The 15,005-nt window shown below is 65.2% G+C and carries 12 protein-coding genes and 1 pseudogene; 7 read left to right on the top strand and 6 right to left on the bottom strand.

Annotated elements, in window-relative coordinates; genetic code table 11:
* Positions 1 to 219 precede the first annotated feature (219 nt).
* A complete protein-coding gene (locus FHT32_RS20880; RefSeq protein WP_176666486.1) occupies positions 220 to 1,125 on the bottom strand; it encodes a LysR family transcriptional regulator in 906 nt (301 codons plus the stop codon).
* A gap of 120 nt (positions 1,126 to 1,245) precedes the next feature.
* On the opposite strand from FHT32_RS20880, the gene FHT32_RS20875 reads away from it, so the two are divergent.
* From FHT32_RS20875 to FHT32_RS20860, 4 genes are all read left to right on the top strand, one after another.
* The gene (locus tag FHT32_RS20875) at positions 1,246 to 1,950 is read left to right on the top strand and encodes a type 1 glutamine amidotransferase domain-containing protein (protein ID WP_176666485.1); all 705 of its coding nucleotides are present in this window, start codon (positions 1,246 to 1,248) and stop codon (positions 1,948 to 1,950) included.
* Between the two features lie 202 nt (positions 1,951 to 2,152).
* Complete coding sequence (locus FHT32_RS20870) at positions 2,153 to 3,355, top strand: major royal jelly family protein (RefSeq protein ID WP_256099086.1); 1,203 nt, start codon at positions 2,153 to 2,155, stop codon at positions 3,353 to 3,355.
* 137 nt (positions 3,356 to 3,492) lie between these two features.
* Entirely contained in the window at positions 3,493 to 4,323 is an 831-nt protein-coding gene (locus FHT32_RS20865) for an AraC family transcriptional regulator (protein WP_176666579.1), read from the top strand.
* A gap of 77 nt (positions 4,324 to 4,400) precedes the next feature.
* Positions 4,401 to 4,826, top strand: coding sequence for a cupin domain-containing protein (locus tag FHT32_RS20860; protein WP_176666484.1), 426 nt, complete (start codon positions 4,401 to 4,403; stop codon positions 4,824 to 4,826).
* An 86-nt stretch (positions 4,827 to 4,912) separates the two neighbouring features.
* Here FHT32_RS20860 and FHT32_RS20855 read toward each other — a convergent pair whose 3' ends face one another.
* Positions 4,913 to 5,914, bottom strand: a complete 1,002-nt coding sequence (locus tag FHT32_RS20855) for a LysR family transcriptional regulator (RefSeq protein WP_256099085.1) — start codon at positions 5,912 to 5,914, stop codon at positions 4,913 to 4,915.
* 268 nt (positions 5,915 to 6,182) lie between these two features.
* Here FHT32_RS20855 and FHT32_RS20850 point away from each other — a divergent pair, with 268 nt between their 5' ends.
* Positions 6,183 to 8,948: an endo-1,4-beta-xylanase gene (locus FHT32_RS20850; RefSeq protein WP_176666483.1), complete on the top strand. Its 2,766-nt coding sequence runs from the start codon at positions 6,183 to 6,185 to the stop codon at positions 8,946 to 8,948.
* Between the two features lie 40 nt (positions 8,949 to 8,988).
* Here the strand turns inward: FHT32_RS20850 and rrtA are convergent, their stop codons facing one another.
* Positions 8,989 to 9,489 carry a rhombosortase gene (gene rrtA / locus FHT32_RS20845; RefSeq protein WP_176666482.1) on the bottom strand — a complete coding sequence of 167 codons (501 nt, stop codon included), beginning with the start codon at positions 9,487 to 9,489 and terminating at the stop codon, positions 8,989 to 8,991.
* A 226-nt stretch (positions 9,490 to 9,715) separates the two neighbouring features.
* On the opposite strand from rrtA, the gene FHT32_RS20840 reads away from it, so the two are divergent.
* Positions 9,716 to 10,096 carry a hypothetical protein gene (locus FHT32_RS20840; RefSeq protein ID WP_176666481.1) on the top strand — a complete coding sequence of 127 codons (381 nt, stop codon included), beginning with the start codon at positions 9,716 to 9,718 and terminating at the stop codon, positions 10,094 to 10,096.
* Here the strand turns inward: FHT32_RS20840 and FHT32_RS20835 are convergent.
* Positions 10,083 to 12,422 carry a LamG-like jellyroll fold domain-containing protein gene (locus tag FHT32_RS20835; protein WP_176666480.1) on the bottom strand — a complete coding sequence of 780 codons (2,340 nt, stop codon included), beginning with the start codon at positions 12,420 to 12,422 and terminating at the stop codon, positions 10,083 to 10,085. The two genes, FHT32_RS20840 and FHT32_RS20835, sit on opposite strands and share 14 nt — an antisense overlap.
* Positions 12,423 to 12,790: 368 nt before the next feature.
* Here FHT32_RS20835 and FHT32_RS20830 point away from each other — a divergent pair.
* Positions 12,791 to 13,057: pseudogene (locus FHT32_RS20830) on the top strand (IS21 family transposase); the annotation flags it as partial.
* 33 nt (positions 13,058 to 13,090) lie between these two features.
* On the opposite strand, the gene FHT32_RS20825 reads toward FHT32_RS20830, so the two are convergent.
* On the bottom strand, positions 13,091 to 14,548 hold the full coding sequence (locus FHT32_RS20825) for a TolC family protein (protein WP_176666479.1): 1,458 nt from the start codon (positions 14,546 to 14,548) through the stop codon (positions 13,091 to 13,093).
* Between the two features lie 58 nt (positions 14,549 to 14,606).
* A complete protein-coding gene (locus FHT32_RS35450; RefSeq protein ID WP_371132232.1) occupies positions 14,607 to 14,924 on the bottom strand; it encodes an FtsX-like permease family protein in 318 nt (105 codons plus the stop codon).
* Between the last annotated feature and the right edge of the window lie 81 nt (positions 14,925 to 15,005).

Below are 15,005 nucleotides of genomic sequence, written 5' to 3'. Positions count from 1 at the left end.
AGGTTGGGCGGCTTCATTCATCTTCCGGTGCACCCATCCGACCGAGATCCGGTCGATTTGGCTGACTGGCGTCCTCGATGCCTCTCTCTGCTTTCCGGCGCCCCCGTGGTCCGCGGGATGACCGTGATCCTTGCTGGCGGGAGCCGCAAGCCCTTGAGCCGTGCGGCGTCGGAGGCTTGTCTGAACGCCAGCAGGACTCGCCTGCTTCAGCGCCCGCGCTTATTCCGACACGGTCGCGACAAATGAATCGATCAGCGCTCTCGATGCCGACGACAGTCGCCGGTGCGGTGCGTAGATCACGGAAAACGGCCGCGAACGCCCACGTGCCTGTGTCAGCACCTCGACAGCTCGTCCCTGTGCAATGAGATCTTGCGCGATGAAGTCATAGGTCTGGCAGATGCCAAGGCCGCTCTGGGCAAGCGTGACCACCCCCAGTACATCGTCCGAGACCTGCAAGCCGCCTTGCGGCACCCAATCGATGTCGCGTCCATCCGCCCGCAGGATCCAGGGCGAGACGCGCCCCGTGCTGGGCATCACGAAAGCCAGGCAGCGATGACGCGCCAGGTCGCCGATGTCCGCGGGCGCACCGGCGCGGGCGATATAGCTCGGTGCGGCGATCAGGCACATGGCTGCGTCCTCGAGCTTGCGCGCGACCAATCCGCTGTCGGGCAGACTGCCCATGCGGATGGCCAGGTCGTAGCCTTCCGCCACGAGATCCACGTTGCGGTTGGCGATGTTCAACTCGATACGCACCTGCGGGTGCTGAGCCGAGAAGCGCTGCATCAGCCCAGGCAGCCGGTGATGGGCATAGGTGGTGGGAGCACTTAGTCGCACGCTGCCCTTCAACTCATCGCCTTGTCCCTGTATCGTGCGCTCGGCATCGTCGATCAGCGCGAACGCCGCCCGCGCCTGCTCCAGGTACAGCCGCCCCTGCTCGGTCAGGCTCAGGCGCCGGGTGGTGCGTCGCAGCAACTGCACGCCCAAGCGGGCCTCGAGGCGCGTGATCGCCCGGCTCAGCACTGACGGTGTCGTGGCCAGCGCGACCGCGGCCGTGGTCATCGACCCCTTCTCGACCACCGTGACGAAGGTCTCCACGTCACCAAGGTGATCGAATCTGCGACTCATTTGATCCTTTCAAGAACAAATATTTTCCCCTAAGGCCAGTTTATCCCCGAAGGTGCAATCAATACATTCAAGTCATCGCAGCACTGCGGTTCTGCACTTTCCCGCTACAGGAGCAACACGATGACTTCCACTGCCACGGCCCATTCGCTCAAGCCCGTGCTCATGGTCCTCACAAGCCACGGCACCAAAGGCACCACGGGCGAGCCGACCGGCTTCTATCTCGGCGAACTGACCCATCCCCTGGCCGAACTCGAAGCTGCCGGCATTCCCTGCGAACTCGCTTCGATCCAGGGCGGTGACCCGCCGGTCGACGGACTGGACTTCCAGGACGAGGTCAACGCTCGCTACTGGGCGGATCTCGCCTTTCGCGAGACCCTAAGCCATTCGCAGCGCCTGGGCGAGGTCGACGCCTCGAAATACAGCGCCATCTTCTTTGCCGGCGGCCACGGCGCGATGTGGGACTTCCCCGCCAGCGCCGATGTCTCGCGCGTCACCCGCGAGATCTACGAAGCGGGTGGCGTGGTCGGGGCGGTGTGCCACGGCCCCGCAGCACTGGTCAACGTGAAGCTGAGCAACGGCACCTACCTGGTCGCGGGCAAGAACGTCAGCGCCTTCACCGACGACGAGGAACGCGCAGTTCAACTGGACGAGGTCGTGCCCTTCCTGCTCGCCAGTACGCTCGAGCAGCGCGGTGCACACCACCATCCGGCGCCCGATTGGACGGCCAAGGTCATCGTAGACGGCCGCCTCGTCACCGGGCAGAACCCGCAGTCGGCCGCCGGCGTCGGCGCTGCCATGCGCGATCTGCTGCTGAGCCGGGGCTGAGCGTGCCGCAACCTGGCCGAAAGCAATCGGTGAATCACATGCACAAGCACCTGTGGTCCCTCGCCGCCGCACTCTGGATGCCTTGCGCGCCAAGGCGGGGCCTCCGATCGGCGCCTTCGAATTGCTGCAGATGCATGCACCGGGTGGCCTGAGCCGCCGTCGGTTTTTTCCTTCCTGTTTCGAACTTCTCATGACTCTTCACATGCCCAAACTGGCTTCCATCGCGCTGGCCGCGCTCGCCACTCTCTGCGCGGCGGCGCATGCCGCCGATACCACGCCCCTCGAACGCTGGCGCAGCTATGCCGGCGTCAGCTGGGAACCGTCGAAGGACGGCGCGGGCCCGGCCCCCTTCGCCGGCTCCGTCAGCGCACCGATCGCCGGGCTGCATTTCGATGCACGGGGCACCGCCTACGTGAGCACGCCGCGCCTCGTTTCTGCCGGCGCCCCGGCAACCCTCAGCAGGCTGGACACCCGCGCGCAAACGGGACCGGCTCGGCTGACCGCGTTCCCCTCGGTGCAAGGCAATGCGGTCACGGCCGCGCCGGAGCAAAGCCTGCGCAATGTCCTGGGCTTCCGTGTCGATCGCAAGAACGGTTGGCTGTGGGCGCTGGACATGGGCTTCGTCGCCGGGGAGACCGAGGCACCTGCAGGTGCTCAGAAGGTGTTGGTGCTCGACCTGAAGTCGGGTCGGACGGTCAAGCGCATCGCCCTTGACGGCGTGGCCGATCGCAAGGGCAGCTTCCTCAATGACATCGTGGTCGATGAGCGCCGCCGCGTCGCGTACATCTCCGACAGCGGCATGCGCAGCGCGCCCGCCAACATGGTGGGCTTGATCGTGGTGGACTTCGCCTCGGGCGAGGCTCGACGCGTGCTCGACAAGCATCCGAGCCTGCAGATCGAGCCTGGCGTCAAGGTCGTTTCCCATGGCGCCGAGGTGTGGCCCGGCAATCCACTGCTGCTCGGCGTCAACGGCATTGCGCTGTCGCCTGATGGCCGCACGCTGTACTGGACCGTGACGACAGGGACTCGCGCACGCGCCGTTCCGACTGCAATCCTGCGCAGGGCCGATGCGAGCGATGAACAAATCTCGGCAGCCATCCACGACCTGGGGGCAGTGGGCGGCAACACCGACGGGATCGTGACCGACGCCAAGGGAGCGCTCTACATCACCGACGTCACACACAACGGCATCGTGAAATACGAACCGCGCACGAAGACGATGTCGCTGATCGCAGCCGATGACGGTGTGCAATGGCCAGACACCCCCGCGATCCGTCCTGGCGGAGATCTGATCTTCACGTCCAGTTCCTTGAACAACCACTTTGCGGGTTCGGTCAAGAGCGGGGACGAACGCTACGACCTGTGGCGCCTGCCACTCAACGACCGCAAGTCGAAGCTCCGCTGAGCGCCTGATCTCAGCGCAACAGGGGATGTGGATGAGCAGCAAGGTCGCTGGCGCATCGTGCGTCGCGCATGCGCATCGCTGCGGCAGCGACGGTTGTCCTTCTCGTCTGCCCGCGTGGTTTCGATACCATACCGGCCATGAGTCGCGCACCAGCACCCGCCGCACCTGTCGAGTGGGTGAGGCATACCGAACCCATCGACGGAATGAAGCGCATCGAGGCGCGCTTTCACGGCAAGGCGTACGCGATGCACCGCCACGACACATACGCGGTCGGCAGTACGCTGGCCGGCGTCCAAAGCTTCAACTACCGGCGCAGCCGGCGCGACAGCCTGCCGGGCCACACGATCGTGCTGCACCCCGACGAGGCCCACGACGGTCAGGCGGGTACTGACGAAGGGTTTCAGTACCGCATGATCTACGTCGAGCCCGCACTCTTTCAAGCGGTGCTCCAGGGGCGGGCCTTGCCCTTCATTGAAGGCGGCGTGACCACCGACTCGCGCCTTGCGGCCGCGACCCGGAACTTGCTGCAGGGTGTCGATGCCCCGCTCGAACCGCTCGAGTACAGCGAGGCAATTGCCGAACTGGCGCTCGCCCTCGAAACAGTGGCGGGTACACCCGCACGACGACCGAAGGGCGACTTTCTTGCCGCGCAGCGCGCGCACGACTACCTGCGCGCGCACCGGGCGCAGGTCATCACGCTGGACGACCTCGAAGCTGCCACGGGGCGTGATCGCTGGAGCCTTTCGCACGACTTTCGCATGTTCTACGGCACAAGTCCCTACCGCTTTCAGACCATGAGGCGGCTCGACATGGTGCGCTGCATGCTGGTGCGCGGCACCTCGCTGGCCGACGCCGCGGCGGCGGCAGGGTTCGCCGACCAGAGCCACATGACGCGACACTTCGCAAAGACATTCGGGCTGACGCCCGGGCGGTGGTTGCGCATCGCGGCGAGCGAGCGCGACGTTTAGCGATCGGCCACGAACGTTCAATACAGCGGTGGGAGCGCTGCTTATCTTCGACGTCATTCCCAAGAACGGAGCAATCGATGTCCCTGCCCACCAGCTCAACCACAACGCCAGCCGGGCGTGGCCAATGCCAGGCCATTGACCTGATCCAGAAGATCCACCGGATCGATGATCACTGGCAACCGCGCGTCGTCGCCGAAATGAACGACTACCAGTTCAAGGTCGTAAAGGTACAGGGCGAATTCCAATGGCATGTGCACGCCGAGACCGACGAGACCTTCATCGTGCTCGAAGGCGAACTGCACATCCATCATCGCGCCAGCCTTTCCGACGAAGGCGTCATCGTGCTGCGCGCGGGACAGATGGCGGTGGTGCCCAAGGGCGTGGAACACAGGCCTTCCGCGCACGCGGAGGTGAAAATGCTGCTGGTAGAGCCGCGAGGCGTGGTGAATACGGGCGATGGCGCGCCCGGGGTACGGACTGTCGAGAATGATCAGTGGATCTGAGACGGGACCTTCGTAGGGGTTCTACTGCCTCGGCGTAGAACTGCGAGCAGCGGCAATGTCGCTCGGCGGATGCGCGCCCCGGTGGCTTAGGACCCGGCGCCCGGCGTCGCCCTTTCAGCCAATGCCGCTTCGGCCTGGTGGTCCGCCATGTTGCGGATCACATCCATGAAGGCCAGCGCGGCCGTGCTGGGAGGCTCTCCTTGCAGCGTGATCAGGCCGAAGTCGGGCATGCGGGTGGGGAGCTCGGTCGCGATGCGCGTCAGCAGCCCGCGCCTTACATACTTGTCCACCAACGCGGCGGGCTGCAGCGACAGCATGGTCGTGCTCTGCAAGAGCTCCAGCGCGAACAGGAACGACGGCGTCTCGACGATGCCCGAGGTGAGCGACAGGCCCGTGCTGCGGAAGATGTCGTCCGACACCTTGCGCAGCGCCGTGGATGTCGGGTACAGAATCCACGGCCAGTTCGACAGCTCCCTCAGCCCAGGGGCGTTCGGTCCGCGCAATGGATGGTGCACGCCCGCGGTGATCTGCAACCTTTCACCGGTCAGGTTCTCGTAGTGGAACTGGTCGCGCTGGGATTCGTCGGTGAAGCGGCCGATCATCACGTCGATCTTGCGCTCGGCCAGCCACACGATGAGCTGGTCGCTGCTTTGCTCCAGCACCTTCACCACCAGCAGCGGCCGCAGGCGCTGCAGCTCGGCCACCGCGCCGGTCAGCAGATGCGCCGCACCTGAGACGGCGCCGATCGACAAATGGCCGTGCCCTCCCTGCTTCAGGGTGCTGAACTCGTCCACGAACTTGCGATAGCCGTCCAGTGCCGAGTGCGCGTAACGCAATGTGAAGAGCCCCAGCTCGTTGGGTTGCATGTCGCGCGGCAGGCGATCGAACAGGCGCGCCTCCAGCATCTCCTCGATGTCCATGAGCACCTTGGTGGCCGCCGGCTGCGTGATGTACATCTGCTCGGCAGTCAGGCGCAAGTTGCGCGTCTTTCCGAGGATGTCGAGGAACTGCAGGTGGCGGAAACGCAGACGCGAGACCTGCGCCAGCATCAGGGGTTTACCAGAGGTCTTGCCTGAACTCATCAGCATTTGGAATGGATGCTAGCGAAAAAGTCAGTGGACCGTCAGGGGGCCGTCACCTAGCCTTCGGGTCGGTCAACCAGGGCTCCGCAGAGAGCCGGCGAGTCGCGGCAAGTTCGCCGCACCCCGCATATTCCATTCCGGAGACATCATGCAAATCAGATCATCGGGTCTGGCGACCGCACGGCCGGCCGCATCGACCGGCCCCGCCTACAGATCGAGGAACACGCGCAGCACGAACCCTCCGACCCTCAGGACCGCCAGGAGGATCGGGACCATGTTCACAAGGCCTTGCATCAAGAGCCTCCTGATTGCGCTGCCAGCCGGACTCGTGATCGCGAACGCCGCCCTGGCGGCCGACCGGCCAACGAACCCTGCCGAATGGCCGGCGCTGAAGGACGTGTACAAGAACCACTTCCTGATCGGCAGCACCAATCTCGACGCGCGCAACTTCGGCGCCGACGTGGTGCCGGGCGAGAACTCGGTCGCCGCCATGACCGTGAAGCACTTCAACGTGGTGACGCCCGGCAACGCGATGAAGCCGGAGTTCTGGAATGGGGGAATCAGCAATCCGACCCCGAACTTCCTCACCAACCTGACCTCGGGCATCAATGCCGACATCGGCGCAGCCAATGCGCGCGGCGTCAAGGTCACCGGGCACGTGCTGGTCTGGCACAACCAGTCGGCCCAATGGCCCGCCCCCAATGTCCTGACTGCGAGCGGCGGATGGGAAACCCCGTGGGACTACGCGACGGCGAAGACGAATCTGGAGTACTACATCCGGACCGTGGCCGGCCATTTCGACCAGGAACCGTTCAAGACCTACGCCTGGGACGTCGTCAACGAAGCGTTCAAGGACAACCCCGACAACCCCGCCGACTGGAGGAACGCCCTGCGAACCGGCTACAGCCCCGAGGAGCGCCCATCCCGATGGGCCCAGGCCTACGCCAAAGGCGGGAAGAGCTGGGACTACATGTATGACGCCTTCTCCGCCGCGCGCCAGAACACGACCGCGATCCTGAACTACAACGACTTCAACGACAACGAGCGAGCCTCGAAGGCCACCGCGATCGCTTCGATGGTCAAGGAGTTCAATGAACGGTATGCGGCCGAATCGGCCGCAGGCAAGGGGCGGATCCTTCTGGACGCCAAGGGAAATCCCAGGCCGCTGGTCGACGTCATCGGCACGCAGGGGCACTGGGACATGAGGCTCAACCTGGATGCCTTCGAGAGGACCATCAAGACCTATCTCGAGACGGGGGTGAATGTCGATCTGACCGAGCTGGATCTCGCACCCACCCTGGGCCTGGACAAGGGCCAGCGGATCCAGAACGGCCCCGAGATGGATGCGCTGTTCAAGGAGCAGGGCATCCAGTATGCGAAGCTTTTCAGCCTGCTCAAGGAATACGCCGCCGGCCCCGGAGGCCGTCACCCCGGGTACAAAGGCGGTGTGCACCGGGTGACCTGGTGGGGGATGACGGACCCGGGCTATCACACCAACGGCTATCCGTGGTCCGCCGTCGGCCAGCCGAAGGAAGCGTACTGGGCCACGACGAACCCCGAGCAGTACCTCATCGATGCGGGCTTGCCGCCGAACGGGGTCACCGCGACCTTCAGCTATGGAGGAGAAAGCTTCAAGGCCAGGACCTGGGGCGGCAAGAACGCTCAGGCGATGATCGACATCAACGTGCCGGTCGCAACGAAGAACGTCGTCTTCACCGCTGCCAACGTCTCGCTGCCCGCGGGGTTTGCCGTCGAGAGCATGAAGTTCAACCCGCCCGACTGCGCCGTGGTTCCCGGAAAGCCGTGCCACGTGACGGTGACCGCGCGGGGGCCCGCGCCGGCCACTGCCTCCGTGGAGAACACGGCGACCTTCGTACTGTCCTTCGGCAAGATGACCGTGGGGTGGATGGATGCCGCCAACGCCCTGGAGGCGCCCTTCTCCTATGCGGACGTTCGCTTCAGCGACGGTGTGACCGCATTCAAGCAATACAAGACCTCGTATGGAAGCGACGGCATGGCGAGGGCGTCTGGCGTCGCTGAAACGAAGGCTGTGCCGAAACATGGTCGCACCACGCTTGTCCTGCTGCCGCAAGACCCGATCGCCAGCCCGTTTGGACTGAGGTTGCAAAAGGATGCGTCGACGGAGAAAGCCTGGCGACTCGCCACGAGATTCGAACCCGGCAGGACATACATGGTCGTGTCCGGCGAGTCGACTTTCAGCGGACAGACGCAGGCTGCGGCTCTGACCAACAGAAGCAAGCCCGCGACCACGACCTCGCCGGAATCGCTGTCGCGCACGCCCGTCGTCCTGCGTGGCGACATCCTCGTGCCATCGCGCAATTCGAATGCGCCCTCGGGCGAGCCCGCCCTGGCCCAGGACAACCTCAAGTTCGTCTTCGAGGAGGCGAAGAGCCCTGCCGCAGGACCGTACGCGGCCCAGGAAGGGCACACGATGCAGAGCTTCATCCATGGCACCAACGCCTACCCGCACATCGTCTTCCGAGGCAACGGAGCGACCGGCACCGTCGTGGCGGGTCAGAATTCGCTGATCACGCGACAGACGAACGGCCAGGAGGGTTCGCAGATCGCCGAAAGAGCGCTGGATCAGGCCGTGTGGTTCAACACGCCCATCGACCCGAAGTCCGGCGAGATAAAGATGTTCCTGTACACCGAGAAGGACGGAGTCAAACAGCACCATGTCCTGAAGGAAGTGGGCGATGGCGAGACACCGAACAGGGACGCCGGAAACGCCATCAGCCAGCGGCAGGGATCCGTCGGCGGGTTCGTCGCCATGCAGGCGGAGAGCCCCAAGGAGGGCACGAGTGTCAGGCTCTACGCCTACGACATCGAGTCCTACGCGCCGGCCGATGAAGCGCCGCCGACGACGAATCCGCCTACGACGGAGCCTCCCTCCCCGCCTCCGGTGATGCCGATCGCCTTCCCATTCCGCAGAAGCGGCGGATCGCTGGATGCGGGCGACCTCGCGCTGGCACTGGCGGCCCTCGCGGCGCTTGCGATCGCCCGCCGCCGTCGGCCCTGAAGCGGTGAAGCCGGCACCGAGGCCAGGTCTCGGCGCCGGCTCAGACCCGCCGCAAGTACGCCCACGCACCCTGCCAGAGACAGAGCGCCAGCGCGCACAGGGCGCCGTACAGGTGAGCCTCGACCATCACCTCGCCGCCGATCAGCGCACGCTGCACCTCCGCAGGCGGATGGAACATCTGCCAGCCGATGCGTGCAAGGATGGCGACCAGGACGATCAAGGCCACTCGTTCGCCACGCCAGGCGCGCGGCAACAGCACCCAGATGAACAGCCCGTAGAGCACGCCCGAGAGGCCCGCGTAGTTCGTGGCCCGGGGCGATGCAACCAACAGCAGCATCCCCACGCCGAGGGCCAGCACAACGATCGCGGTGGCCCAGGCGCGCCAACTGAGGGTGCCTGCCGCGAACGCGGCGCACAGTACCAGCCCGCCCACGTTCATCAGGCAATGCACCCAACCGAGATGCACCGCATGCGCCGAAAGAAGACGCCAGGGCTGTCCGCCGAGCACAGCCGCGCGTTCGTAGCGCAGCACTTCGTACACCGGCTCGCCGCCTGCCTGCAAGGCCAACCCCAGGCAGACGAGCCCGATAGGAACGAGCCAATTGGCGAAGGACCGTTGTGGGAGAGGTCGCACGGCACGCGGCCTGTTCAGGGATTTAGGGAATTGCCCATGAGGCAGTCGAAGGTGCTCGGTGATGCTTTTGGTTTTGGCCGGATTCTGACCCAAGCCCATGTCGCGGTGGGGCCGTGAGCGGAAGCCTGGTTTCATGAAAGAAATCACTGCGGCTGCGCAGTGGATTGCCGCCCAGAACGGACTGGTGGAGCAAGTGGCTATTTTCGGCGAGGACTACCGTCCCTGGTATCGCACAATGGCCCAGTTCGACGTGCATGCCAACCCGTCCAAGACCCAGCGCGGCGAGATTCCCTGGATGGTGGACGGCCACAGCGGAGTCCTCGACAAGTTTTTCCGGTTCGGCGGCCCTCCGGTCATCAGAACCAGACCAGTTGTGCGCGCGCCAGTCATCGACGGCGGCATCATGGCCGCCAGCCTCATCGCGCACACGCTGACCAGCCGCTTCGTGGACTACCCGCCGTACTACCGGTTACCTGCGTTCGTACGCTGCCCGCGTTTCGTTAGTCGCTCTTAGCGAGTGCGGCGATCTCCACGGCACTCAGTGCGCCCACATAGATGCGGAAGTCCTGCAGGCGGCCGTTGAATGCCGGATGCGCCCAGTTGCGGCCCAGGAAGGCCACCTGGTCGCCCACCTGGCGCGGCGTCAGGGTCATGTAGTCCGCATTCGCCACTTCGACGCCATCGAGATAGAGCCGCCCCGTCGTGCCCTCCTGCGTGTACGCCACATGAACCCAGCGCCTCGTGGGGAGGGCGCTGGGGCCTTCCAACGCACGTGCATCATTTCCGGTTGCGCCGAATATGCCGAACCGCAGTCCACCTCGGCCGGCCTGAGGGGCAATACCGAGGGCGGAATTGGCATCGGTCCCGGCGAACAGGATGCAGGTGTCCCAGCGATACCCGTTGGCATAGGCCCATATCGACACCGTGAAGTCGTCCAGGTTGCTGAACAGGCCCGCCGGCAATTGGATGCCCGATGACTTGCCATCGAACATGGGCGCCTTGTCCTTGTTGCGCCCTTCGCCCCAGGTCACGCCGTCCACCAGCTTGCCCTCCACGACCGTCGTGGTGCCATCCGGGCGCAGCAGCGTGCCGGTGGGGACCAGGCCGCTCGCCCCGTCCAGCGGCATCCGAAAGCCCAGTTCGCCGGGGACTGCGACCCGGACGATATTTGAACCGGTCCCCGGTGCCCCGGGGCCCTGCGCGATGACCTGGTAGAACCACGTGCCGCTGGAGGGCGCATCGGTGTAGGTCAGCAGTTGGTCCGCTGCCACTGTGGCCACCGTCGTGAAGGGGCCGCTGGCCGAACTGCCACACTGCACCACATAGGAAGTCGCTCCCACGCTCCCCCACCACGACAGCAGCACGCGGCCGTCATTCAGATAACCCGTGAGACCCGAGGGCGGCTTCATCGGCCCGGCATACGGCACGCGGCGATGGATCAGCGTCGGCCACCAGATGTCGTCGCTGCTGCCGCCGTACTTCGCCTCGCAGTACGGCACCATGCGCGCAACGTTCGGTGCCGCGATGCCCAGGCGGTTGACGTAGTGGTTGAACATCGGCTCCCAGCAGTTGCGGCCGAATCCGATGTATTTGCCGTCAGGGGTGGGACCAAAGGCCACCTCCGTCCATTGGCTGGTGTGGGGCGCGGTCGGGTTCTGCTCAAGCACGTACGGCATGACGTACGGCTTGCCGTTCTCGTCCTGCAGGTTGGTCCGCGCCACGTACTCGGCGGCCGAGAGGAAGCGGTTGTTGTACAGCCCGTAGAGGTCGTCGCCCTGGTTCCAGGCCATTTCCATCACGTCGCCGCCGAGCGACATGCCCAGCGTCGCATGCCCCTGGTCGCGTCCGCTCTCCTCCCATTGCCCGAAGTGGCCCGGGTGCATGTAGTACACGCCGTGCAGGGCCGAGCCGTTGCCGAAGTTCCGCAGCTTGCCGCGGTTGTTGGCGGCGTACGAATCGCAGGCCAGCCGGTACAGCTCGGCGTTGTCGCAGAAGATGCCGATGGCCATCGCACCGACCATGGAGGCCATGTCCCAGTTGGCATGGGACCCCATCCGGCCTTCGCTGAGGAACCACGACGAAATGGGCGCACACACCGTCATCAGCATGTCCTGGAAGCGCTTGAGCTTGTCCCGCGGCCAGCCGGGGTAGGTGCGCAGGATCTCGCCGATCTGCGCGAATTGGTGGCCCTGCATACCCGCCATCAGGATGAAGGTGTGGTCGTCATGGGCGGTCGACCCAGGCGGAACCGTCCCGATCTCCTTCAGCGTGTCCGCCCAGGCGTCCAGGAACTCTGCCGCCTTGTCGGCAAAGCGATCGTCGCCCGAGAGTTTCCAGCGCAGCGCCAGGCTCCAGGCACGCCAGATGTCGACGTACAGATTATTCTTGCTGCCGTCCTGCCGGTATACGCCCGCTAACGGGTAGGGCCGGGTTTCCAGGATGCTGAATTTATCGGCGCACAGCTTTTTGTACCAGTCCGTCCACGGTTGCTGGCCGGTCTTGATCAGCTCGCGGATACGCGCGAAGTCTGGCTCCGTGACCAACAGTCCGGGGTGTTTGAACACGCCCGTGACGGACGCGGGCTGGCGCTCAGGAACCGCTGCTGGCGCCGCAGCAGCTGGCTGAGCTGCTGGCGCAGCAGCCGGCAGCTGACCTGCGTCGGACGCTGCGGGCTGCGGCAAAACAGCGACTCCCGCAGCCTGAGGTACGCCAGCCGAAGAGCCGCCACCACCACCGCAAGCCGTCGTGCCGAGGGCGAGTGCACTCGCAGTGCCGATGAAGAAGGTGCGACGGTCCAGCACGGCCGCCTTCTTGTCGTCGTCGTTCGAGTAATGTGTCATTGGGCGCGATTTGTAAACAAATGATTCAGCAAGCTGCATGCCATCCGATTCGATGGCTCAATAAAATGAAATCGGTAAAACCGATGAATGCATTGCATGCGTTGCGATAGACACGCTGCGGCAAGAAGTGACATTCGTTGTCACATGCGACGTCAGCTACGCGACATTGAATGTCACTACCCTTGTCATGCGCGCATGGATTCGACGAGAAGCCCATGCGGCATCGACCTGCACGACAGGCCGGGATTTACGAGTGTGACCTGTACAAAGGCGGTAACGAGCGTTGAATTACCTCTGAAAATGAGCGACTGAATTTCATTTTCGGAATGACCGAAGGCAACGCAACCTGCTTGCGTTTATCGCGCAGCGATGAACCTGTGCGCGATGCGCGGAACCGGCTGTGGCAGCCCGTGCCGGCGTTGCTCAACGACTGTCTGAAGAATCGCTGCAAGGCGCTGTAGGGCGAGATCGCCCACGACAAGCTGCCAGACAGCATCGCCGAAGTCTGGGCGCAGGAGCGTGCGCTGCTGATGCCGGTGCCCAGGCCCTTCGATGGCTTCATCGAGTCCACCACGCGTGTCTCGCCCATTTGTCTGTTGCACTTCGAGCGCAACCGCTATAGCGTGCCGGTCTCTTTGGTCAGGACCTATTCTTGCGCAGTCCCCCAACTAACCTGGGTCGACCGCGTGCCCACGACTCTTGCGCCCGTTCATACCGAAGTCCTCGGCATCGCGCCGCCCCAGATGCCCTGGATAGACGAGGCCATAGCGGTTCGTCATCCAGCCGCCGCCGAGCACTTGAGAAAGCTGGATCTGGTTTTGCATCTGGGCCAGCCGTATCGAAGCATGGGCGACCTCTGCCGTACGCAGACGCTCCTGCGCATCGAGCCAGCTTCTCAGCGGCAGCAGCCCGACCAGGAAGCGTGCCTCGTAGACCCGTGCCGCTTCCGCCGCCTGTTGCTGGGCCTGGCGCAACGCGACCTCCTGCTCGGCGAGACGGGTGCGGGCGGAGAGGGCCTGGTCCACTTCGCCGAGCGCGGTGTACAGCGCCTTGCGAAAACCCACTGCCGCCTCCTCGTAGCGAGTGCGGGCGATGTCCGTCTCGATGCCCAGCGTGCGCGCCTGCAGGAAGGGCAAGGTCATGCCGATGCCCAATGTCGCGACCGGATTGGCAAGTACGTCGAGGAGGGCTCTGCTGGAGCTCCCCAGGGCACCGGTGAGTGCGATACCAGGGTAGTAGCTCGCAACCGCCGCGTCGATGCGCGCGCCCGCGGCCTGAAGCCGCCACTGGGCAGCGCGCAGGTCGGGCCTGCGACCGAGAAGCTCGGCCGGAAGGCCCGGCTGTACTGGCGGCAAGGCGAGCTCGGGCAGTGTCCGCGGCTCGGGTTCCGGCACGGAAGCGCCATCCAGCAGCACGCGCACGCGCTCGCGCAGCACCGTGGCTGCCTGGCGCTGGGCCGCCAGATCAGCGGCACGTTCCTCACGCACTTGCAGCGCCTCGTGCAGCGCCAGCCTTCCTTCCGCCCCCGCCTGGAAGCGGGCCTGCACCAGAGCCACGATGCGTTGGGCGTCGCGTTCGCTGGCTTCGGCCATCGCCACGCGGCCGTTGGCATGGGAGAGCTGGAAATACAAGTCGGTGACGCTGGCGACCAGTACGAGCCGCACGGCCTGCCTGTCCTGTTCGCTTGCCTGCGCCTCGAAGCTGGCGGCATCCTGCAACGCCCCGAGGCGCCCGAAGAGATCGAGTTCCCAGCTCACCGCGATCTGCCCGGTGCTGCCTGAGCCTGGATCCGCTTGTCCACTGCCCAGGCCTCTCGCGACGCGGGTGTTCCATGCGCCCGACACGGTTGGTGCCAGCTGCGCGCCGGCGAGGCGGGCCTCCAGCATCGCCCGGCGCCACCGCACGCCGGCGACGGCAAGGTCTGCGTTACGTGCAAGGGCGGTGTTGACCCAGGCGTCGAGCACGGGCAGTTCGCCCGCGCGCCACCAGACCAAACCCTTGCTGCCTGTCTGGGCCGCCGAGGTGGTCCCGGCATGGGTATACACAGGCGGCAGCATAGGCATCGGCTTGGGGGCCTCGGGCGTGGCGCATCCCACCGCTGCGCAGGCCAACAGCGCGGTGACCATGACTCGGGGCAAGGACGCCCGAAGGCGAAGAAGAGAGAAAGATAAGGAACGCGTCATGTCAATCCCGCGCGAGGGCCTGCACCGGCTCGAGCCGCGCGGCGTTTCTTGCGGGCAGGTAACCGAAAGCCACGCCGACCAGGCAGGAGCTGGCCACGGCCAGCACCACCGAGAGCGCGGAAAAGGACATCGGCAGTTGCGGCATCGCCAAGGCGATGAGCGCACCCAGGCCGAAGGCCAGCAACACGCCGGCTGCGCCGCCAATGAGGCAGATCAGAACGGCTTCCATGAGGAACTGCGCAACGATGTCGGCGCGCCGCGCACCCACCGCCATTCGCACGCCGATTTCTCGTGTGCGCTCGGTCACCGACACCAGCATGATGTTCATCACGCCGATGCCTCCCACCATCAGCGACAGGGTCGCCACGCCGGAGATCAGCAGCGCCAGGGTGCGACTGGT

The sequence above is a fragment of the Variovorax sp. SG517 genome (assembly GCF_013376045.1).
In the GTDB taxonomy this organism is placed as follows: Bacteria; Pseudomonadota; Gammaproteobacteria; order Burkholderiales; family Burkholderiaceae_C; genus Variovorax.
This window is presented reverse-complemented; position numbering and strand designations above follow the sequence as displayed.